Annotated in this window: 23 protein-coding genes; 12 read left to right on the top strand and 11 right to left on the bottom strand. The window is 54.3% G+C overall.

Annotated features, from left to right (window positions below; translation table 11 throughout):
- The first annotated feature begins 25 nt into the window (after positions 1–25).
- From trpB to IV493_RS07890, 3 genes are all read left to right on the top strand, one after another.
- A complete protein-coding gene (trpB, locus tag IV493_RS07900; protein ID WP_195858036.1) occupies positions 26–1,216 on the top strand; it encodes a tryptophan synthase subunit beta in 1,191 nt (396 codons plus the stop codon).
- The gene (gene trpA / locus IV493_RS07895) at positions 1,216–2,019 is read left to right on the top strand and encodes a tryptophan synthase subunit alpha (RefSeq protein ID WP_033783257.1); all 804 of its coding nucleotides are present in this window, start codon (positions 1,216–1,218) and stop codon (positions 2,017–2,019) included. The genes trpB and trpA overlap by 1 nt, the downstream gene beginning before the upstream one ends.
- Before the next feature lie 149 nt (positions 2,020–2,168).
- A complete protein-coding gene (locus IV493_RS07890; protein ID WP_009089937.1) occupies positions 2,169–2,483 on the top strand; it encodes a BON domain-containing protein in 315 nt (104 codons plus the stop codon).
- A gap of 48 nt (positions 2,484–2,531) precedes the next feature.
- Here the strand turns inward: IV493_RS07890 and ompW are convergent, their stop codons facing one another.
- A complete protein-coding gene (ompW, locus tag IV493_RS07885) occupies positions 2,532–3,164 on the bottom strand; it encodes an outer membrane protein OmpW (RefSeq protein ID WP_033732824.1) in 633 nt (210 codons plus the stop codon).
- A 254-nt stretch (positions 3,165–3,418) separates the two neighbouring features.
- On the opposite strand from ompW, the gene IV493_RS07880 reads away from it, so the two are divergent.
- From IV493_RS07880 to yciA, 4 genes are read left to right on the top strand one after another with little or no spacing between them, the layout of a single operon-like run.
- Entirely contained in the window at positions 3,419–3,835 is a 417-nt protein-coding gene (locus tag IV493_RS07880; RefSeq protein WP_013358029.1) for a YkgJ family cysteine cluster protein, read from the top strand.
- Positions 3,836–3,862: 27 nt separating this feature from the next.
- Positions 3,863–4,597 (top strand): YciC family protein, encoded by a 735-nt coding sequence (locus tag IV493_RS07875; RefSeq protein WP_013358030.1) that lies wholly within the window; start codon positions 3,863–3,865, stop codon positions 4,595–4,597.
- 51 nt (positions 4,598–4,648) lie between these two features.
- Entirely contained in the window at positions 4,649–5,188 is a 540-nt protein-coding gene (locus tag IV493_RS07870; protein WP_013358031.1) for a septation protein A, read from the top strand.
- Positions 5,189–5,247: 59 nt separating this feature from the next.
- A complete protein-coding gene (yciA, locus tag IV493_RS07865) occupies positions 5,248–5,670 on the top strand; it encodes an acyl-CoA thioester hydrolase YciA (RefSeq protein ID WP_013358032.1) in 423 nt (140 codons plus the stop codon).
- 36 nt (positions 5,671–5,706) lie between these two features.
- Here the strand turns inward: yciA and tonB are convergent, their stop codons facing one another.
- Positions 5,707–6,456 carry a TonB system transport protein TonB gene (tonB, locus tag IV493_RS07860; protein ID WP_195858035.1) on the bottom strand — a complete coding sequence of 250 codons (750 nt, stop codon included), beginning with the start codon at positions 6,454–6,456 and terminating at the stop codon, positions 5,707–5,709.
- Between the two features lie 197 nt (positions 6,457–6,653).
- On the opposite strand from tonB, the gene IV493_RS07855 reads away from it, so the two are divergent.
- Both IV493_RS07855 and IV493_RS07850 read left to right on the top strand, forming a co-directional pair.
- Positions 6,654–6,950, top strand: a complete 297-nt coding sequence (locus IV493_RS07855; protein ID WP_003853909.1) for a YciI family protein — start codon at positions 6,654–6,656, stop codon at positions 6,948–6,950.
- 76 nt (positions 6,951–7,026) lie between these two features.
- Entirely contained in the window at positions 7,027–7,212 is a 186-nt protein-coding gene (locus IV493_RS07850) for a hypothetical protein (protein WP_041456886.1), read from the top strand.
- A gap of 192 nt (positions 7,213–7,404) precedes the next feature.
- On the opposite strand, the gene ycgZ is transcribed toward IV493_RS07850, so the two are convergent.
- On the bottom strand, positions 7,405–7,647 hold the full coding sequence (ycgZ, locus tag IV493_RS07845) for a regulatory protein YcgZ (RefSeq protein WP_013358035.1): 243 nt from the start codon (positions 7,645–7,647) through the stop codon (positions 7,405–7,407).
- A gap of 345 nt (positions 7,648–7,992) precedes the next feature.
- Here ycgZ and IV493_RS07840 point away from each other — a divergent pair, with 345 nt between their 5' ends.
- Complete coding sequence (locus IV493_RS07840; protein ID WP_013358036.1) at positions 7,993–8,310, top strand: hypothetical protein; 318 nt, start codon at positions 7,993–7,995, stop codon at positions 8,308–8,310.
- A 22-nt stretch (positions 8,311–8,332) separates the two neighbouring features.
- Here the strand turns inward: IV493_RS07840 and IV493_RS07835 are convergent, their stop codons facing one another.
- Positions 8,333–8,506: a YciY family protein gene (locus IV493_RS07835; RefSeq protein ID WP_095707117.1), complete on the bottom strand. Its 174-nt coding sequence runs from the start codon at positions 8,504–8,506 to the stop codon at positions 8,333–8,335.
- Positions 8,507–8,676: 170 nt separating this feature from the next.
- On the opposite strand from IV493_RS07835, the gene cls reads away from it, so the two are divergent.
- Both cls and IV493_RS07825 read left to right on the top strand, forming a co-directional pair.
- Complete coding sequence (gene cls / locus IV493_RS07830) at positions 8,677–10,137, top strand: cardiolipin synthase (RefSeq protein WP_107319799.1); 1,461 nt, start codon at positions 8,677–8,679, stop codon at positions 10,135–10,137.
- A gap of 45 nt (positions 10,138–10,182) precedes the next feature.
- Complete coding sequence (locus IV493_RS07825) at positions 10,183–10,506, top strand: HI1450 family dsDNA-mimic protein (protein WP_003853921.1); 324 nt, start codon at positions 10,183–10,185, stop codon at positions 10,504–10,506.
- 43 nt (positions 10,507–10,549) lie between these two features.
- Here the strand turns inward: IV493_RS07825 and oppF are convergent, their stop codons facing one another.
- The 7 genes from oppF to IV493_RS07790 form a co-directional block, all read right to left on the bottom strand.
- Positions 10,550–11,551 (bottom strand): murein tripeptide/oligopeptide ABC transporter ATP binding protein OppF, encoded by a 1,002-nt coding sequence (gene oppF / locus IV493_RS07820; protein ID WP_013358039.1) that lies wholly within the window; start codon positions 11,549–11,551, stop codon positions 10,550–10,552.
- The gene (locus IV493_RS07815) at positions 11,548–12,561 is read right to left on the bottom strand and encodes an ABC transporter ATP-binding protein (protein ID WP_013358040.1); all 1,014 of its coding nucleotides are present in this window, start codon (positions 12,559–12,561) and stop codon (positions 11,548–11,550) included. The genes oppF and IV493_RS07815 overlap by 4 nt, the downstream gene beginning before the upstream one ends.
- A gap of 11 nt (positions 12,562–12,572) precedes the next feature.
- Positions 12,573–13,481, bottom strand: coding sequence for an oligopeptide ABC transporter permease OppC (gene oppC / locus IV493_RS07810; protein ID WP_013358041.1), 909 nt, complete (start codon positions 13,479–13,481; stop codon positions 12,573–12,575).
- A gap of 14 nt (positions 13,482–13,495) precedes the next feature.
- The gene (gene oppB, locus IV493_RS07805) at positions 13,496–14,416 is read right to left on the bottom strand and encodes an oligopeptide ABC transporter permease OppB (RefSeq protein WP_013358042.1); all 921 of its coding nucleotides are present in this window, start codon (positions 14,414–14,416) and stop codon (positions 13,496–13,498) included.
- A gap of 92 nt (positions 14,417–14,508) precedes the next feature.
- Positions 14,509–16,149 (bottom strand): oligopeptide ABC transporter substrate-binding protein OppA, encoded by a 1,641-nt coding sequence (gene oppA / locus IV493_RS07800; RefSeq protein WP_013358043.1) that lies wholly within the window; start codon positions 16,147–16,149, stop codon positions 14,509–14,511.
- Positions 16,150–16,303: 154 nt separating this feature from the next.
- Entirely contained in the window at positions 16,304–17,929 is a 1,626-nt protein-coding gene (locus tag IV493_RS07795; protein ID WP_195858034.1) for an ABC transporter substrate-binding protein, read from the bottom strand.
- Between the two features lie 581 nt (positions 17,930–18,510).
- Positions 18,511–19,158, bottom strand: a complete 648-nt coding sequence (locus IV493_RS07790) for a YchE family NAAT transporter (protein WP_013358045.1) — start codon at positions 19,156–19,158, stop codon at positions 18,511–18,513.
- Positions 19,159–19,161 lie beyond the last annotated feature (3 nt).

The raw sequence follows: 19,161 nt of genomic DNA, 5'->3' as shown, positions 1-19,161 counted from the left end.
CGGGCCCGAGAAAGGAAGATAAAAAATGACGTTACTGAATCCCTACTTTGGCGAATTTGGCGGAATGTATGTTCCGCAAATCCTGATGCCAGCCCTGCGCCAGCTGGAACAGGCGTTTGTCGATGCCCAGAAAGATCCCGAGTTTCAGGCCGAATTTACCGACCTGCTGAAGAACTACGCGGGCCGTCCTACTGCCCTGACGCTGTGTAAAAATCTCACGAAAGGCACCAAAACCCGCCTCTATCTCAAGCGTGAAGATCTGCTGCACGGTGGCGCGCATAAAACCAACCAGGTGCTGGGTCAGGCGCTGTTAGCCAAACGCATGGGCAAAAACGAAATCATTGCCGAGACCGGTGCCGGTCAGCATGGCGTCGCTTCCGCGCTGGCCTGTGCGCTGCTGGGCATGAAATGCCGCATCTATATGGGCGCGAAAGATGTCGAGCGTCAGTCCCCTAACGTGTTCCGTATGCGTCTGATGGGCGCAGAAGTGATCCCGGTTCACAGCGGCTCCGCCACGCTGAAAGATGCCTGTAACGAAGCGCTGCGTGACTGGTCAGGCAGCTATGAGACCTCACACTACATGCTCGGCACTGCGGCGGGTCCGCATCCCTTCCCGACTATCGTGCGTGAGTTCCAGCGCATGATTGGTGAAGAGACCAAAAAGCAGATTCTGGAAAGAGAAGGCCGCCTGCCCGATTCGATCCTCGCCTGCGTAGGCGGCGGTTCAAATGCCATCGGGATGTTTGCCGACTTTATCGATGAAACCAGCGTGAAGCTGATCGGCGTTGAGCCTGCGGGTCACGGCATTGAAACCGGCGAGCATGGCGCACCGCTTAAACATGGTCGCGTCGGCATCTACTTCGGTATGAAATCGCCGATGATGCAGACCCACGATGGCCAGATTGAGGAGTCTTATTCCATCTCTGCCGGCCTCGACTTCCCATCGGTCGGTCCGCAGCATGCGCATCTGAACAGCATTGGTCGCGCGGAGTATGTCTCCATTACCGATAATGAAGCGATGGATGCCTTTAAACAGCTGTGTCGCGCAGAAGGGATTATTCCGGCGCTGGAGTCTTCTCACGCCCTGGCGCACGCCCTGAAGATGATTCACGCTGAACCAGAAAAAGAGCAGTTGATTGTGGTCAACCTCTCTGGCCGCGGCGACAAAGATATTTTCACCGTTCATGACATTCTGACAGCGCAGGGAGAAATCTGATGGAACGTTACAATCAACTGTTTACGCGGCTGTCAGCGAATAACGAAGGCGCTTTCGTTCCTTTCGTTACGCTGGGCGATCCCTCTCCGGAGCTTTCACTGCGCGTGATTGACGCGCTGGTGGAAGGTGGCGCAGATGCACTGGAGCTGGGTATTCCCTTCTCCGATCCGCTGGCAGATGGCCCGACCATTCAGAACGCGACGCTGCGCGCCTTTGCGGCGGGCACCAACACCAGCCAGTGTTTTGAAATGCTGGCGACTATCCGCCGTAAATACCCGGATCTGCCGATTGGCTTGCTGATGTACGCTAACCTGGTCTTCACCAACGGCGTGGATGAGTTCTATGCCCGTTGTGCTGAAGCCGGTGTGGATTCAGTGCTGGTGGCGGATGTGCCGGTTGAAGAGTCTGCGCCCTTCCGTCAGGCAGCGCTGCGTCATGGTGTCGCACCCATCTTTATCTGTCCGCCTAACGCCAGCGATGAGCTGCTGCGTGAGATCGCGTCGCACGGACGGGGTTACACCTATCTGCTGTCACGCGCGGGTGTGACTGGTGCTGAAAACCGCGCCAGCCTGCCGCTGAAGCATCTGATCGACAAGCTGCGTGAATACCACGCCGCGCCACCGCTGCAGGGCTTTGGTATTTCAGAACCGGAACAGGTGAAGGAGGCGATCGCTGCCGGTGCAGCGGGCGCTATCTCCGGCTCTGCGATTGTCAGAATCATTGAAAAACACCATGCAGAGCCTGAGGTCATGCTGAGTGAACTGAAGAATTTTGTCAGCCGCCTCAAGGCCGCCAGCCGTTAATCCTGCCATCATGCCTTATCGCGCGATAAGGCATGATTTGTTTCCTTTTTTTTCATTCCGCTATTTGCCCTTTTTGCAAAATCTGCACCACAATGACAATGCGCCGTTACGGTAACGTCGCATCCATTTTGTGACAGGGAGAGAAAGCAATGAAATTCGTTAAACTGCTGACAGGTGCTGTACTGGCGGGCGTGGTTGCGCTGACACTGAGCGCCTGTGCGCCAACCGCAACCAAAGAGGGAACCGGTGGCTATATTGATGACACCGTGGTGACCACTAAAGTCAAAGGTGAACTGCTGAAAGATGACTCGCTGAAATCGACTGAAATCAACGTAGAAACCTTTAAAGGTAAAGTTCAGCTGAGCGGTTTTGTTTCATCACCACAGATGGCGAATCGTGCCGTTCAGGTTACGCGCAGCGTGCCGGGCGTGAAATCAGTCGTCAACAATATGCAGATCAAATAACGTCTTAACAGACAAAAAAAGGCCGCTCATTCAGCGGCCTTTTTCTCATCAGAACCGGTATCCCGCCCCGAAGAAGAAGACCCATGGGTCAATGCGCATATTGATGTTCTGCTGCTCGCCAGCGGCTTTGAACTTCACTTCCGTATCAATATCCATGTACCACACCGACGCATTCAGCATCCAGTCGCGGTTAATCTGGTAATCCAGACCGACCTGGCCCGCCACACCCCAGGAATCCTTGACGCTGAGATCGGTCAGGCCAGCATCGCGACCGGTCTGGTTAAAGTCGGCATCATAAAAGGTGGTGTAGTTGATCCCCACGCCAACGTAAGGGCGCGCTTTGCTTTTACTGTCGAAGAAGTAGTACTGCGCCATCAGCGTCGGCGGTAACTGGCGTACGGTAGCCAGCGTACCGGTCGGGCCAAGACCCACTTTGTGACGGAAAGGCGTGGCGGCCAGTAACTCGACCCCAATATTGTCCGTTGCCATGTACGTGAAGGTTAGGCCCAGCTGCGTGTCGTTAGTGGCGCTAAACTCGCCCATGCCTAACACGTTATCGGAACCCTCGGTGGGCCGGACGGTGGCGCTGCCGGCACGCATAAAGAAGTCGCCTGCTTCGTGGGCCATCGCCAGTTGAGGCAGAGCCAGGGCCAGCAGCATCGCGCATTTTGCCAGTTTCATTATCACTCCTTTGCTTAATGTTAATATCGCGAACGGAATCGCTTTTTTTGCTGGCAATTATTTAACGTGATTTACAGAAAATTGCACTCAGTAGCCCTGAGATAAATTACTTAAAAAACAATGGATTGATTTAGATCAATTTCGGCGCTTTCAGCAGCACGCAAATACCGCTTGCTGAATAATTTCGCCAGCTCTATGTTGCTTATCTTCATTGTTGATTTTGGTTCGATGCCCTGGGAGGGGCGGGTGATCAAATGAGTGAACTTTCTAACCCTTGTGTCAGCTGTGGCGCCTGCTGCGCCCATTTCCGCGTCTCATTTTACTGGGCTGAAGCCGACGATGCGGGCGGTCTGGTGCCCACTGAATTAACTGAGCCGTTAAGCCTGTTAATGCGCAACATGCGTGGCACGAACGATCGTGCGCCTCGCTGCGTCGCCCTGCAGGGTGACATTGGCGGCTGCGTCTCCTGCGGCATTTATGAACAACGCCCGACGCCCTGTCGGGAGTTCTCAATGTCGGGTGAAGAAGGTATCCATAACGAAGCCTGCGATCGTGCCCGCGCGCGTTATGGCCTTCCTCCCCTTTTTGCGCCCTCTTTACCTCATATTACAGAAAGTTATGCCCTGCCGGGTGCCCCGGAGCTGCCAGAACATGTACAATCGCCGGGTTAATTAACCCGGTTCCTCCAAGGAGTGTACATGTCTATCACGGCAAGCTCGTTATACCGTGACACAGGAAATTTCGCGCGCCATCAACTGGCTACGGTGCTGTTGATGTCGCTGCTGGCCGCGTTTGTCACCGTCATGCTGGTGCATGTGCTGACACCTGGTGCCGATCAGATGGCCATCCTGCAGCAGGGCGATGACAGCGCCAGTTCGTTGTTTGAGATAGTGCAGAATATGTCACCGGAACAGCAACAGGTGCTGCTGCGCGCCTCGGCGGCCAGCACCTTTGCCGCGCTGATGGGGAATACGCTGCTGCTTGGCGGTATGCTCTATCTGATTCCGATGGTCTCTTCCGGCCAGCGCGTCAGTGCGTTGCGGGCCATTGGCGCGTCAGCACCGCTGCTGCCAAAGCTGCTGCTGCTCACCTTCCTGATGACGCTGGTCGCGCAGCTGGGCTTTATGGTGCTGGTGGTGCCAGGCATCCTGCTGACGATCCTGCTGTCGCTGGCGCCAGTGATGGTGGCCAGTGAGAAGATGGGTGTCTTTGCTGCCATGCGCGCCAGCATGCGGATGGCGTGGAAGAATGTCAGGCTGATCGCCCCGGCAATTCTGCTCTGGCTGCTGGCTAAAGTCATTGTGATGCTTTTCTTCTCATCGCTGACGGTATTACCCCTCAATGTCTCGTCGGTGATTTTTACCGCAGCAGGCAATGTGGTTTCAGCCATGTTGATTATCTATCTCTATCGGCTCTATATGCTGTTACGTTGATTGACGGTGTGCCTTCGGGCACATTCGCAGGCAACTCTGAATGGAAAAACTATGAAGCAGCTACTCGACTTTCTTCCCCTGGTGGTCTTTTTCATCTTCTACAAGCTGTATGACATTTTTGTCGCCTCGGGCGCTCTGATTGTGGCCACTGGCCTGGCCCTGGTCGTCAGCTGGGTGCTCTATCGCAAGCTGGAAAAGATGACGATTTTCACCTTTGTGCTGGTGGCCGTCTTTGGCACCCTGACGCTGGTGTTCCACAACGATGAGTTCATTAAGTGGAAAGTCACAGTGATCTACACCCTGTTTGCCGCCGCCCTGCTTTACAGCCAGTGGTTTATGCAACAGACGCTAATTCAGCGCATGCTGGGTAAAGAGTTGCAGTTGCCTGATGCGGTCTGGCGTCGGCTGAACGTCGCCTGGGCGCTGTTCTTTCTGATCTGCGGCCTGGTGAACATCTATGTCGCCTTTTGGTTATCTCAGGCGTTTTGGGTTAACTTTAAAGTGTTCGGTCTCTCCGGTCTGACCTTACTGTTTACCCTGCTCAGCGGGCTTTATATCTGGCGTCAGATGCCGCAGCAGGAACAAAAATAATCATCTGCCCGGTACGCCGGGCATTTTTTTAGCATTCATCTGCATAAGAAGTGGAAGCAATGAGCGAAAAACATAAATTGCCGCAAGGCGAAATGGTGCTGCGTACGCTCGCCATGCCGGCAGATACCAACGCCAATGGCGATATTTTTGGCGGCTGGCTGATGTCACAGATGGATATGGGCGGCGCTATCCTGGCGAAAGAGATCGCTGAAGGACGCGTTGTTACCGTGCGCGTCGACGGCATGTCATTTATGAAGCCTGTCGCGGTGGGTGACGTGGTGAGCTGTCATGCAAGCTGTCTCCGGACCGGCAACAGTTCGATGACGATTAATGTGGAAGTGTGGATTAAAAAAGTGTCGTCTGAGCCCATCGGGCAGACCTACTGTGCCACAGAGGCGGTTTTTATCTATGTAGCGGTCGACAATGAGGGCAATTCACGTCCTCTGCCAGCCGGTCGCGCCAATCAGCAGCCTGCCGGATAAGTGACGGGTCAGGCGGCTTCTGCCTGACCCGACGCCTTATTCAATGCTGGCGCCACCATTAATTTTAAACACGATATTCATGGTAAGACCCTGTCCTGGCTGTCCGCTCTGATAGCGCCATTTTTTCATCGCCTGCTTCACTTCCCGCTCAAACATATTGCGCGGTTCAGCAGAGAGAATCTGGATGTTATCCACCCGTCCGTCGCTATCCACATCAAACTTCACCCTGACACGCCCTTCTACCCGCAATGCAAAGGCACGTTGAGGATAGCCAGGCTTACTCACGCTCAGTGCCTTAGGACCGTTTGATGCCGACGCGGTGGGAGCCGGCGTCGCTTTTGGTGCCGTCGCCGGTTTGCTTTGCGTCGCAGGTGCTTGCTGCTTAAACGGGTCGGCCTCTGACTTACTCTCCTGACGCGGCTTCACCTCGCGTTTTGGCTGCTGCCGTTTGTGCTCCGGCTTTGGTTTAGGCTTCGGCTTCGGTTCAGGTTTCGGAATGGGTACCGGCTCCGCTTTTGGCGGTTCCGGCACGGGCTGCGGTTCCGGCTCTGGTTCCGGCTGCGGTTCAGGTTGTGGCGCAGGCGGCTCTGCGATAGCCGGTGCAGGCTCGGGCTGAACTTCGGGCGCGACCATGGTAACGCTGATGGGCTGGGATGCTTTGGGGACCTCAATCACCTGCTGGAATGAAGCATAAAGAATTCCGGCAATCACGACTCCATGCAGAGCAACAGACAACAACATAGAGACAGGCGTGCGTTTAGGTAATGGCATAGTCAGCGTGGTCATAACAGTCGCAGTGATTGAATAGAACAGCGATTTTAAATGCAAATAGCAATCAGTTTCAATAACTCCCGCCATCCGGCCTGAAGAAAAGCGCTTTTTAGCCCTTTATGCTGAGCCATTAACTGCCCACAGGTTTCGTTTGCACTCTAATCGTCAATCCCTTAACGTGTTGCAAAATTCTGATAACCAGGAGTTCCTTAGTGCTTTACGTCATTTATGCAGAAGATACTGCAGAGTCACTGGAAAAACGTAACGCCGTGCGCCCTGCCCACCTGGCGCGACTCAAACTGCTGCAGGAAGAGGGACGCCTGATCATCGCAGGCCCGATGCCTGCTGTGGATAGCAACGATCCTGGCGTGGCGGGCTTCACCGGCTCAACCGTTATTGCTGAGTTCCCATCATTAGAAGCCGCGCAGTCCTGGGCCCAGGATGATCCTTACTTTGCGGCGGGCGTCTACAAACAGGTCTCGGTTAAACCGTTTAAACGCGTCTTCTGATAACGTATCTGCAGTCAGAATGGCTTCTGTGCCAGGCACAGAAGCCATTTTTGCTTTGAATATTCAGAGAGGAAAGATGCAGATAATCATTCTGGGGCTGCTTGCAATGATCGCTTTACTGATTGGCGGTGCGCTATACCTCTGGCGAACAAAGGGCTGGCGTAATAAAAAGCAGTGGATTGTGATGCTGATCGTGCTGGCGGCAGCACTGCAGTTGGTGAATGTCACGCTGATGATGACGTCACAACGTCTTTCGGGTTAATTATTCATACAGCTTATTAACGTGAATACCCTCTGCGAAACAGGGCTTTCGCACTGCATTACGCCTCTGCCCATACGGCTGAACGCGACGATCTCTGTATAACCGTTAAGCGCTTATTCATGGCTAAGCGGGCCTGCCTGCTCAGTTAACCCGCTTTGATTTCCCGTCACTCACAGGCATAGTTGCGTTGAATTAACCCCTGTCCAGAATCAGACCGATCAGCGCATGATAGTGCTGCTCTTCTTCCGGGCTGGTGACATGCTTTAAACGGCTGATGAGTTTTGAGCAAATCGCTTTACGATTCAGGCTACGACCAGAGGCGATAATTTCCGTCACCACAGAACCCAGAATGGCCTGCTGGGAAGGCTGCGCAGCACTGTGTAAATAAGCGGAGATGTCAGATACTGAAGCGGGAATACGAACGTTAGTCTGCATGGTTGACCCTCATAGGATTCATTAAAAGTTACTAACCGATGCGGTAAAGTTATACAATAACGCCTCCCTTGTACAGGTATTTAACGCAAAAGATTGCCCTGCCTGCTGATGAAATCGATAAACCCTTACTTAACAATAACTTGATAAAATGTAAAGTTGTACAGGTTTAACGTCAGCGGCTGTACACCCCCACAAATACACCCTGAGATGGCCTGTTCAGCCTTAAAAAATGATCTCTGTGTCATTTTTTTAGCAGTCGGGAGGAATTATCTGGCAGAGCTGTCTACATTTAGCTTTTGTGAGTTAAACCTCTGAATGGAAGCACAGCGGAATCGCGGGCAAATTATGAATAAAACGTATCCCGGCCAGGCACTTACTCTGCTCGACCCACTGTTATCACGAATTGTGGCGATTGTTGATCCGAAAATCGAAGTCATGAGTGGTTACCCTGCAAACTGCTCTGCGTGGCTGACCATCTATTACCAGCGTAAATCGGGAAAATGGTCTTACGAATGGTACGATCGGACGGGATATCGCAGACCGACGGCGCTGGGCAGCACGATGGAGTGCCTGATGCGCGAAGTCACCGACCGGGGTGCGTCGCGTCAGGAGCATTCAATGGCGCGACGCGTCATGGCAGAATCGGGATTTTTTGAAGCCTGAACAGGGCTGCTCCCGACATAACCTAGACTAACTGTGTAATAAACAGGATCGAGCGTCGTTGCTGCTGGGCCAGCTGATGGCGAATGCAATGGATACGCTTGTAACGCCGCGACTGTCCTTCCAGCCAGCGGGAGCGGCGGCGATGCACCTGACGTAACATTCTCCAGCGCGCCACTTCATTTCTGCTTCTTTTCATCACTTCCTCTCTGACTTCATACGTGCAAGACCTGTGCGAGGGCATTATAGAGATCTCCGCCGTAATGCCAAATCAGATCTCTCATCGAGACTGTCCGGGATAAAGGGTTTCGCTAGCGGTGATCTGCACGTAAACTTGCCAGACGAAAGCGCGAACGGGATGTCCACTTTATGACCACTTTTTATACCCTTATCAGCTGGTTGCTGGTATTTGGTTACTGGCTGCTGATCGCCGGGGTTACGCTGCGCGTGTTAATGAAGCGCCGGGCCGTAACCTCGGCGATGGCATGGCTGCTGGTAATCTATATTCTGCCGCTGGTGGGTATTATCGCTTATCTGTCGTTTGGTGAACTGCATCTGGGCAAACGTCGCGCGGAGCGCGCCCGCACCATGTGGCCGTCGACCGCCCGCTGGCTCAACGACCTGAAACAGTGCCGAGAAATTTTTGCCACCGAGCACAGCGACGTGGCCCGTTCACTGTTTGAGCTTTGCTACCATCGTCAGGGCATTGCCGGGGTCAAGGGCAACCAGCTCCAGCTGCTCACCAGCGCGGACGACGTCATGCAGGCGCTGATTCGTGATATCCAGCTGGCCCGTCATAACATTGAGATGGTGTTTTACATCTGGCATCCCGGCGGACTGGCGGATGAGGTCGCAGAATCGCTGATGGCTGCATCACGCCGTGGCGTTCATTGCCGACTGCTGCTCGACTCCGCAGGCAGCGTCAACTTTTTCCGCAGCCCGTGGGTCGGCATGATGCGCAACGCCGGTATTGACGTCGTGGAAGCCTTGCAGGTCAGCCTGCTGCGCGTGTTCCTGCGACGGATGGATTTGCGTCAGCATCGCAAAATCGTTCTGATTGATAATTACATCGCCTATACCGGCAGCATGAACCTGGTGGATCCGCGCTTCTTTAAACAGAGCGCGGGTGTGGGCCAGTGGATTGACCTGATGGCGCGTATGGAAGGCCCGGTCGCGACCGCGATGGGCATTGTGTTCAGCTGTGACTGGGAGATTGAGACCGGCAAACGTATTCTGCCACCACCGCCCGATCGCAACATCATGCCGTTTGAGCAGGAGAGCGGCCACACCGTGCAGGTGATCGCCTCCGGTCCTGGCTTCCCGGAGGATATGATCCATCAGGCACTGCTGACCGCGGTTTATTCCGCGCGTGAACAGCTGATAATGACCACGCCCTATTTAGTACCGAGCGACGATCTGTTGCATGCTATCTGTACGGCCGCACAGCGTGGCGTCAATGTCAGCGTGATTGTGCCGCGTCACAATGACTCGCTGCTGGTCGGCTGGGCCAGCCGCTCCTTCTTCAGCGAACTGCTGGAAGCGGGCGTGAAGATCTATCAGTTTGAAGATGGGCTGCTGCACACTAAAAGCGTGCTGGTCGACGGACAGCTGAGTCTGGTGGGAACCGTCAATCTCGATATGCGCAGTTTATGGCTGAATTTTGAAGTGACGCTGGTGGTGGATGATGCCGGATTTGGCAGCGATCTCGCCTGTGTGCAGGATGACTATATCGCCCGCTCACGCCTGCTGGATGGCAAGCGCTGGGCAAAACGTGCGTGGTGGCAGCGCATCGTCGAACGACTGTTTTACTTCTTCAGCCCTTTACTGTAAAACGAGCCAGATTGTGTAAATGGCCGCAGGCCGACAGGACAGACTATGGATTTGAATAATCGCCTTACCGAAGATGAAACGCTGGAACAGGCCTACGATATTTTTCTTGAACTGGCCGTCGACAATCTCGACCCGGCAGACGTCATTCTCTTCAATCTGCAGTTCGAAGAGCGCGGTGGCGCAGAGCTGTTTGATCCCTCTGAAGACTGGAAAGATCATGTCGATTTCGATCTGAACCCGGACTTTTTTGCCGAGGTGGTCATCGGGCTGGGTGAAGCGGATGGTGAGCCGATCACTGATGTCTTTGCCCGCGTGCTGCTGTGCCGCGAGAAAGATCACAAGCTCTGTCATATCCTGTGGCGCGAGTAAGCATCAGATAACAAAACGCCGGGCAAGTGCCCGGCGTTTTGCTTTAGAGCGGATCGACCTTCAGACAGGAGACCGCATGGTGGAAACTGCCTTCCAGCAGCGGCCGGGTTTTCGCACACTCCGGGCCGGCGATCGGACAGCGGGTGCGGAACACGCAGCCTGACGGCGGATTAATCGGCGACGGCAACTCCCCTTCCAGCAGCTGAATCTGCTTGTTCTTTTCCAGATCGGGATCGGGAATCGGCACGGCAGACATCAGCGCACGGGTGTATGGATGCTGCGGATTGCTGTAGACCTCGCTGTAGGTACCCAGCTCCACCGCATGCCCCAGATACATTACCAGCACACGGTCAGAGATATGCTTCACCACAGCCAGATCGTGGGCAATGAAGATGAGCGACAGCCCCATCTCACGCTGTAACTGCTGCAGCAGATTCACCACCTGCGCCTGAATCGAAACATCCAGCGCCGAGACCGGTTCATCGCAGATGATCAGCTTCGGCTCCAGAATCAGCGCACGGGCGATACCGATACGCTGACACTGACCGCCCGAAAACTCATGCGGGTAGCGGTTAATCAGGTTAGGCAGCAGCCCCACTTTCATCATCATATTTTTGACGCGGTCTTTCACTTCCTGCCGCGCCATTTTCGGATGGTAGGTGCGCAGTGGCTCGGCGATGATATCGCCGATGGTCATACGCGGGTTCAGCGATGCCAGCGGGTCCTGGAATATCATCTGGATATCGCTGCGCGCTTTGCGCCACTCCTCTTCACTCTGGCCGAGCAGATCGCGGCCTAACCAGGCCACCCGACCTTCTGTCGCTTTAACCAGCCCGATAATGGCGCGCGCCAGGGTCGATTTACCGCAGCCAGACTCGCCTACCACGCCCAGCGTTTCTCCCTCATAAAGGCGCAGGCTGACGCCATCCACCGCCTTCAGGGTTTTTGACGGCTGCCAGAACCATTGCCTGCCATCTTTGATGTCGAAATGGACTTTGAGGTCGGCGATTTCCAGTAACACTCTTTTTTCAGCTACGGTGCTCATACTAACTCCTCCACCGGCTTAAAGCAGGCACGCAGACGGCCATCGCCAAACGGCTCCAGCGGCGGAGCCTGGGTGCAGATATCCATGGCGTGCGAACAACGCGGCTGGAACGGACAGCCCTGCGGCAGACGCAGCAGATTGGGTGGATTGCCCGGAATGGTGGTCAGGCTCTCGCCCTCCGCATCCAGGCGCGGCACTGCATTCAGCAGACCGATTGAGTAAGGGTGCGCAGGCTGATAAAAGACATCGCGGGCGCGGCCATACTCCATGGTGCGCCCGGCATACATCACCAGCACCTTGTCGCAGATCCCAGCTACTACGCCGAGATCGTGGGTGATCATGATAATGGCGGTGTTGAATTCACGCTTCAGATCGTTGAGCAACGTCATGATCTGCGCCTGCACCGTCACATCCAGCGCCGTAGTGGGCTCGTCAGCGATCAGCAGTTTTGGCCGGCACAGCAGCGCCATCGCGATCATCACGCGCTGACGCATCCCGCCAGAGAACTCATGCGGGTACATCTTCATGCGTTTGCGCGCTTCCGGCATTTTCACCGCGTCCAGCATTCTCACTGACTCTTCAAACGCCTGTGCGCTGTTCATTCCTTTGTGCAGCTTAAGCACTTCCATCAGCTGCTCGCCTACCCGCATATAGGGGTTCAGCGACGTCATCGGGTCCTGGAAGATCATTGCAATCTGTTCGGCGCGCAGTTTATTGAGCTGGTTCTCAGGCAGGTTCAGGATCTCTTTGCCGTTGAACATCGCCGAGCCGCCAATGCGGCCATTTTTTGCCAGCAACCCCATCAGGGCAAAGGCCGTCTGTGATTTGCCGGAACCCGACTCACCAACAATGCCCAGCGTCTCACCCGCGCGCAGCGAGAAGTTCAGGTCATTAACAGCGGTCACATCCCCATCGTGCGTGCCAAAGGTCACGCGTAAATCTTTGACCGTAAGTAGCTGTTCGCTTCCCGCGCGGGCCGCCATTGCTGGCTGAAATTCATGAATAGTCATCGGGAAACTCCTTAACGATCTTTCGGGTCGAGGGCATCACGCAGGCCATCGCCGATAAAATTGAAACAGAACAGCGTCACCACCAGGAAGCCCGCCGGCCAGAGCAGCAGCCACGGCGACACCTCCATCGAGTTGGCGCCGTCGCTGAGCAGTGCGCCCCAGCTGCTTAAAGGCTCCTGCGTACCCAGACCCAGGAAGCTCAGGAAGGATTCAAACAGGATCATGCTTGGCACCAGCAGCGAGGCGTAAACCACCACTACGCCCAGCACGTTCGGCACGATATGGCGCACCACGATTTTCCAGGTTGATACCCCGCCGACATGGGCCGCTTCGATAAACTCTTTACGCTTCAGGCTCAGCGTCTGGCCGCGCACAATACGCGCCATATCCAGCCACGAAACCATGCCGATAGCGGCAAAAATCAGCAGGATGTTGCGACCAAAGAAGGTCACCAGCAGGATCACGAAGAACATAAACGGGAAGGAGTTGAGGATTTCCAGAATACGCATCATCACCGAGTCCGTTTTGCCGCCGAGATAGCCAGCAATCGAACCGTAAAGCGTACCCACGATCACCGCAATCAGCGCAGAGGCCACACCCACCATCAGCGAGATGCGACCACCAATCGCCACGCGCACCAGCAGGTCACGACCCGATGAATCAGTGCCGAACCAGTGGCCTGAAGTGGTATCCGGCGGCGAGGACATCATGGCCCAGTCGGTATCGTCGTAGGTGAACTGCGCCAGCATCGGCGCAAAAATCACGAACAGGGTAATCAGTAACAGCACCAGCAGGCTGATTGAGGCAGCACGGTTATGAATAAAACGACGACGCGCGTCCTGCCAGAGGCTACGCCCTTCTACTTCCAGCTTCTCACTGAACGCATCGAGAGCTTCGCTATTTTTCTTACTTAACATCATGGCGAACTCCGCAATCAGTAACGAATTTTTGGATCGATAACGGCATAGAGCACGTCAACAATCGCGTTGAAGACAATGGTCAGCAAACCGACCAGAATGGTCAGGCTCATCACCAGTGAGTAGTCACGGTTCAGCGCACCGTTCACAAACAGCTGACCGATGCCCGGCAGACCGTAGATCGACTCAATCACCATCGAACCGGTGATGATGCCGACAAACGCCGGGCCCATGTAGGAGATCACCGGCAGCAATGCGGGCTTCAGCGCATGACGCAGCACAATGCGGCGCAGCGGCAGGCCTTTGGCACGCGCGGTACGGATAAAGTTGGAGTGCATCACTTCAATCATCGACCCGCGGGTAATACGCGCGATACTGGCGATATACGCCAGCGACAGCGCCACCATCGGCAGCAGCATGTAGTTCCACTGCCCGCCATTCCAGCCGCCGCCCGGCAGCCATTTCAGGCTGATGGCGAACAGCAGGACCAGCAGCGGCGCGACCACGAAACTGGGTATGACCACGCCGGTCATTGCCACCCCCATCACCGCGAAGTCCCACAACGTATTTTGTTTGAGCGCGGCGATGACGCCAGCGGTTACGCCCAGCACTATCGCCAGCAGGAACGCGGCCAGGCCGAGTTTGGCAGAAACCGGGAACGCATGTGCGACCAGATAGTTGACCGAATAGTCTTTGTATTTAAACGATGGGCCGAAATCGCCGTGCGCCAGCTGCACAAGGTAATCGACATACTGCTTACCAATGGGATCGTTGAGGTGATACTTCGCCTCAATGTTGGCCATGACTTCGGGTGCCAGCGTACGCTCGCCGGTAAAGGGACTACCGGGGGCCAGGCGCATCATAAAGAAGGAGATGGTAATCAGGACGAACAGCGTCGGTAGCGCTTCAAGCAAGCGACGCAGGATGAATTTTAACATTGCCGTACCTACCAGGCTGTTGCTTCACAACATATAAAAAATTAAAAAAGGCGGCGCCAGACGCGCCGCCACTGCTGATAGCCTGAAAGCTATTAGTGTTTAATGATGTAGAAGTCTTTAGACAGCGTTTTATCCAGGGGATCTTTACCGGTGTAACCGCCGACATAAGGTTTCACCAGACGCGTATTCACGTAGTAGTAAACCGGTACGATGGTGCTGTCTTTATCCAGGATCTGTTCAGCCTTCTGATAGTCCGCTGCGCGGGCTTTGGCATCCGGCGCTTTGATCGCATCACGCACTACTTTGTCAAACTCATCGCTCTTGTAGTGCGATGTGTTACTGCTGCTGTTGGACACCATGGTGTTCAGGAAGGAGGTCGGCTCGTTGTAATCCGCACACCATGCCGCACGTGAAACATCGTAGTTACCCTGATGGCGGGTATCCAGGAAGGTTTTCCACTCCTGGTTTTCCAGCTTGATGTTCACGCCGATATTTTTCTTCCAGATCGACGAGGCGGCAATCGCCAGCTTCTTGTGCAGATCGGAGGTGTTATACAGCAGGTTAAAGGTCAGCGGTTTGTCGGCGGTGTAGCCCGCTTCAGCCAGCAGTTTTTTCGCTTCGGCGTTACGTTTGTCCTGCGACCATGTGAACCAGTCTGGCGGCAGAATGTCCATGCCGTCAGTGGATGGCGGCGTGTAGCTGTAAGCCGGTTTCTGGCCCTGCGCCAGCACTTTATTCACCATGATGTCACGATCCAGACCCAGCTTCAGGGCCGCGCGCACGCGGGGATCGGTGAATGGCGCTTTCTGGTTGTTTATTTCGTAGTAGTAGGTGCAGAGGTAAGGATCGACGTGCAGCTCTTTACCATTGTCACGCTGCAGCTTTTTAAACAGCTCAATCGGCAGATTGTTGTAGGTCATGTCGCTGCCGTTCTCAGAGAAGTAACGGTTAACGTCACTGACTTCAGAACTGATTGGCAGGTAGGTGACCTTGTTCAGCACGGTGTGTGCGTTATCCCAGTAGTTCGGGTTACGGACCAGGGTGATGCGCTCGTTAATCACGTGCGCGTCCAGTTTAAAGGCACCGTTGCCGACCCAGTTCTGTGGCTGGGTCCACTGCTCGCCAAACTTCTCAATTGCCGGTTTATAAACCGGTGACATGACGGAGTTAATCAGCAGCTTATCAAAATAGGGAACCGGCTCGCTCAGGGTGACTTCCAGCGTGTGGTCATCAATAGCTTTAACGCCCAGATCGGTAATCGGTTTTTTCCCGGCGATGATGTCATCGACGTTCAGGATATGACCATACTGCGGATAGCTGGCGTACGGGGACGCCGTTTTAGGATCGACCAGACGCTCCCAGCTGTAGACGAAGTCCTGCGCGGTCACCGGCTCGCCATTGGACCATTTGGCATTTTTACGTAAGTGGAACGTCCACACTTTGAAATCTTTGTTTTCGTAACTTTCCGCTACGCCCGGAATCGGTTTACCGTTGCTGTCATTGACCAGCAGGCCTTCGTAAAGGTCGCGCGCCACGTTGTCTTCCGGCACGCCTTCAATTTTGTGCGGATCGAGCGACTGGACTTCATCGCCATTGCCGCGAACCAGCTCCTGTTTTGCGGCCAGCTCAACGCCCGCAGGCACGGTTGCTGCGAAAGCCGCATTCCCTGCCAGGGCACTCACTGCGGCGAAAACGCCCGCTGCAATCAGGCTTTTTTTCGTGATGTTGTTCATTATTACACTCCAGTTTTATTATCGTCACCGTGGCGATGCTCTGCCCCGGCGTCCCCCGTCTCCGGGCTCCCTGGCCTGTTCCCAGGGAGATTGACCCCAAAATGGTCTGTACGCTGATGCGTGTCCCGACTGTCTCGCCGAAGCGGCGATCAGATCAGTGTTGTTTGATGAAATAGTACTTCAGGTCGGTCATGTCCTGCGGGTCTTTGCCCGTAAAGCCGCCAACCCAGGGCTTTACCAGGCGCACACTTACGCGGTAGTAAACTGGCACAATTGGTGAGTCTTTGTCGAGTTGTGTTTCAGCCTGCTGATACAGGCCGGCGCGCTGCGCCTCGCTGCCCGCCGTCAGCGTTTCCGCCATTAAGCGATCAAAGGTCGCGCTGCTGTAAAATGCGGTGTTGATCGAGGCGTTACTGATCAGCATATTCAGGAAGGTGGAGGGCTCATTGTAATCGGCACACCAGGTGGCGCGCACCACGTCATACTGGGCCTGATGACGGGTCTCCAGCATGGTTTTCCACTCCTGATTCTGCAGCGTCACCTTCGCGCCCAGGTTTTTCTGCCACATCGACGCGGCTGCAATCGCCTGCCGCTTATTTTGATCAGAGGTGTTATAGAGCAGCGTAAAGGTCAGCGGATGGCTGGCATCAAAGCCCGCCTCTGCCAGCAGTTTTTTCGCCGCCTCATTGCGCTGCGCCTGTGTCCAGGTAAACCATTCAGGCGGGGATAGCTTAATACCAGCCGTAAAGGGTGGCGTGAGGCTATAGGCCGGAATCTGCCCCTGAGCCATGATCTTATTAGCTATTACCTCGCGATCGAGGGTCATTTTCAGCGCGGCGCGCACTCGTGCATCGGTGAACGGCGCTTTTTTGTTGTTAATTTCGTAATAGAAGGTGCAGAGCAGCGGGCTGACCTTTACTTCATCGCCCAGCTCTTTGCGCAGCTTGCCAAACATCTCCGGCGGCACCGCACTATTGGTTATATCCGTGCCGCCGCTGCGGTAGCGATTGATATCACTGTTTTCAGAGGCGATCGGCAGGAAGGTCCCCTGCTCAATCACCGTATGCGCATTATCCCAGTAATGGGGATTACGCTTCACGACGATTTTTTCATTCACCACCCAGTCGCTCAGCGTATAGGCACCGTTACCGATGTAGTGATCGGGACGGGTCCAGGCGTCGCCCCACTGCTTAATAGCTGGCGCATAAACCGGTTTCATCGCCGTGTGCGCTAACATCGCTACCAGGTAAGGGACCGGTTCGCTCAGGGTAATCTGCAGGCGATGAGCATCCAGCGCTTTGACGCCCAGCTGATCGGGTGGGGCTTTACCGGCCAGGATGGCATCGATATTGGCAAAATGGGCAGCCTGCGGATAGCTGGAGTAAGGCGACGCGGTTTTCGGGTCCACCAGCCGACGCCAGCTATAGACGAAATCAGCGGCGGTCACCGGCTCACCATTGCTCCACTTCGCATCATCACGCAGAGTAAAAATCCAGACGGTAGGTTGCGGATTTTCCCAGCTTTTGGCGACGCCCGGCACAACCTGACCAAAGTTATCGGTGTTTACCAGGCCATCCAGCAGGTTATGAATGACATTGGATTCCGGCACGCCTTCGGTTTTATGCGGATCCAGTGAGGAGACTTCGCTTCCGTTATTGATCACTATTTGCTGTTGCGCCGCCAGAACCGTTCCAGGCGGAACCGTGGCGGCGTAAGCCGGAGAAAAAGCCGTGAACAAAAAGAGTGCGATTGCTGACCGCTGTTGCTGCAAGTTTTTCATCCCAATCATGCGAAACGCCAACCTTTAATTAAGTATCCCGATAGGCTTAAGCAAAAAGCGTTCTCACTTTGGACTTTCGGAGAAAAAAATTACGCTGGGCCAAAAATTATCAGAAGCCGCGAAGGGGCACCAAAGCAAAATAGCTAAAATGTTAACTAATTCTCTTTTATCATGAGATGTCAGGCAGCGAAAGTGTTAATTTTCGTCCTGAAAATATTATATCGATATGAAAAATAGGCTATTTAGCTGGAAACCTGCTTCCAGGGCGTTATGGAGCCACAAAAAGCGTCTGTTTTGGTATTTGTATTGATAAAAACGGCAAGGACGCGATGAAATTCAGGCTGAGTATTGAAGCATGGGGATTTATCGGGTTAAGTGGAAATCAGATAGCAGATTGTCGTGTGAAAATAGTGACATTATTTTGCAAAAAAAAGTCTGTGAGCAACCCCGCAGTAACGGAATTTATAATCGTCTGTTTTTATTAAGCAGGATGAATAACTGCATTGTTATGGTGCAATAAAACGCTTTACTGCACCACTTCAGGTCACCCTTTAGCTTCGCTGCATGAAATAAGTGAGTTTTTAGTTCAGTAAGCCGGGGAAAATCGACTTCATACCGGTTACGACAAATTCAATGCCCAGCGCCATCAGTAACAGGCCCATAATTCGGGTAATGACGTTAATACCGGTTTGCCCAAGAATGCGCACCATTAATGGCGCAGCCCGGAACAATAGCCAGCAGCAGAACGCAAAAATGGCAATCGCCAGCGTGAATCCCAGCAGATTTATCCAGCTGTGGTAGCGGGTACTCCAGACGATGGTCGAGCTGATGGCCCCTGGTCCCGCCATCAGTGGTAATGCCAGAGGTACTACACCCACGCTTTCACGAATCGCGGTTTCTGACTTCTCCTGTTTATTCTGCTTATCCTCGCCGAGCTTGCCGCTGATCATCGACATCGCAATGGTGACAACCAGAATGCCGCCCGCAATACGGAACGAGTCAATCGAAATGCCAAACACACGCAAAATCGCATCGCCGAGGAAAAGTGACGTCCAGAGAATAATGGCAACGGCCAGATTAGCCGTAAGGTTGGTTTTGTTACGCTCCGCCACCCCCTGATAACGCGTCATGCTGATGAACACCGGAATAATGCCTACCGGATTGACCAGCGCAAAGAGCCCGACAAAAAATTTTATATAGCCTGATAGATCTAACAGCGCTGGATTCACAAC

The organism is Pantoea sp. SM3640, from assembly GCF_015654165.1.
In the GTDB taxonomy this organism is placed as follows: Bacteria; Pseudomonadota; Gammaproteobacteria; order Enterobacterales; family Enterobacteriaceae; genus Pantoea; species Pantoea vagans.
Note: the sequence above shows the minus strand (reverse complement) of the source record. Positions and strands in the feature narration are given on the sequence as shown.

Coding starts and splice junctions, on each gene's coding strand:
- trpB (WP_195858036.1), top strand. CDS start 26: ATGACGTTACTGAATCCCTACTTTGGCGAATTTGGCGGAATGTATGTT.
- trpA (WP_033783257.1), top strand. CDS start 1,216: ATGGAACGTTACAATCAACTGTTTACGCGGCTGTCAGCGAATAACGAA.
- IV493_RS07890 (WP_009089937.1), top strand. CDS start 2,169: ATGAAATTCGTTAAACTGCTGACAGGTGCTGTACTGGCGGGCGTGGTT.
- ompW (WP_033732824.1), bottom strand. CDS start 3,164: ATGAAACTGGCAAAATGCGCGATGCTGCTGGCCCTGGCTCTGCCTCAA.
- IV493_RS07880 (WP_013358029.1), top strand. CDS start 3,419: ATGAGTGAACTTTCTAACCCTTGTGTCAGCTGTGGCGCCTGCTGCGCC.
- IV493_RS07875 (WP_013358030.1), top strand. CDS start 3,863: ATGTCTATCACGGCAAGCTCGTTATACCGTGACACAGGAAATTTCGCG.
- IV493_RS07870 (WP_013358031.1), top strand. CDS start 4,649: ATGAAGCAGCTACTCGACTTTCTTCCCCTGGTGGTCTTTTTCATCTTC.
- yciA (WP_013358032.1), top strand. CDS start 5,248: ATGAGCGAAAAACATAAATTGCCGCAAGGCGAAATGGTGCTGCGTACG.
- tonB (WP_195858035.1), bottom strand. CDS start 6,456: ATGACCACGCTGACTATGCCATTACCTAAACGCACGCCTGTCTCTATG.
- IV493_RS07850 (WP_041456886.1), top strand. CDS start 7,027: ATGCAGATAATCATTCTGGGGCTGCTTGCAATGATCGCTTTACTGATT.
- ycgZ (WP_013358035.1), bottom strand. CDS start 7,647: ATGCAGACTAACGTTCGTATTCCCGCTTCAGTATCTGACATCTCCGCT.
- IV493_RS07840 (WP_013358036.1), top strand. CDS start 7,993: ATGAATAAAACGTATCCCGGCCAGGCACTTACTCTGCTCGACCCACTG.
- IV493_RS07835 (WP_095707117.1), bottom strand. CDS start 8,506: ATGAAAAGAAGCAGAAATGAAGTGGCGCGCTGGAGAATGTTACGTCAG.
- cls (WP_107319799.1), top strand. CDS start 8,677: ATGACCACTTTTTATACCCTTATCAGCTGGTTGCTGGTATTTGGTTAC.
- IV493_RS07825 (WP_003853921.1), top strand. CDS start 10,183: ATGGATTTGAATAATCGCCTTACCGAAGATGAAACGCTGGAACAGGCC.
- oppF (WP_013358039.1), bottom strand. CDS start 11,551: ATGAGCACCGTAGCTGAAAAAAGAGTGTTACTGGAAATCGCCGACCTC.
- IV493_RS07815 (WP_013358040.1), bottom strand. CDS start 12,561: ATGACTATTCATGAATTTCAGCCAGCAATGGCGGCCCGCGCGGGAAGC.
- oppC (WP_013358041.1), bottom strand. CDS start 13,481: ATGATGTTAAGTAAGAAAAATAGCGAAGCTCTCGATGCGTTCAGTGAG.
- oppB (WP_013358042.1), bottom strand. CDS start 14,416: ATGTTAAAATTCATCCTGCGTCGCTTGCTTGAAGCGCTACCGACGCTG.
- oppA (WP_013358043.1), bottom strand. CDS start 16,149: ATGAACAACATCACGAAAAAAAGCCTGATTGCAGCGGGCGTTTTCGCC.
- IV493_RS07795 (WP_195858034.1), bottom strand. CDS start 17,929: ATGAAAAACTTGCAGCAACAGCGGTCAGCAATCGCACTCTTTTTGTTC.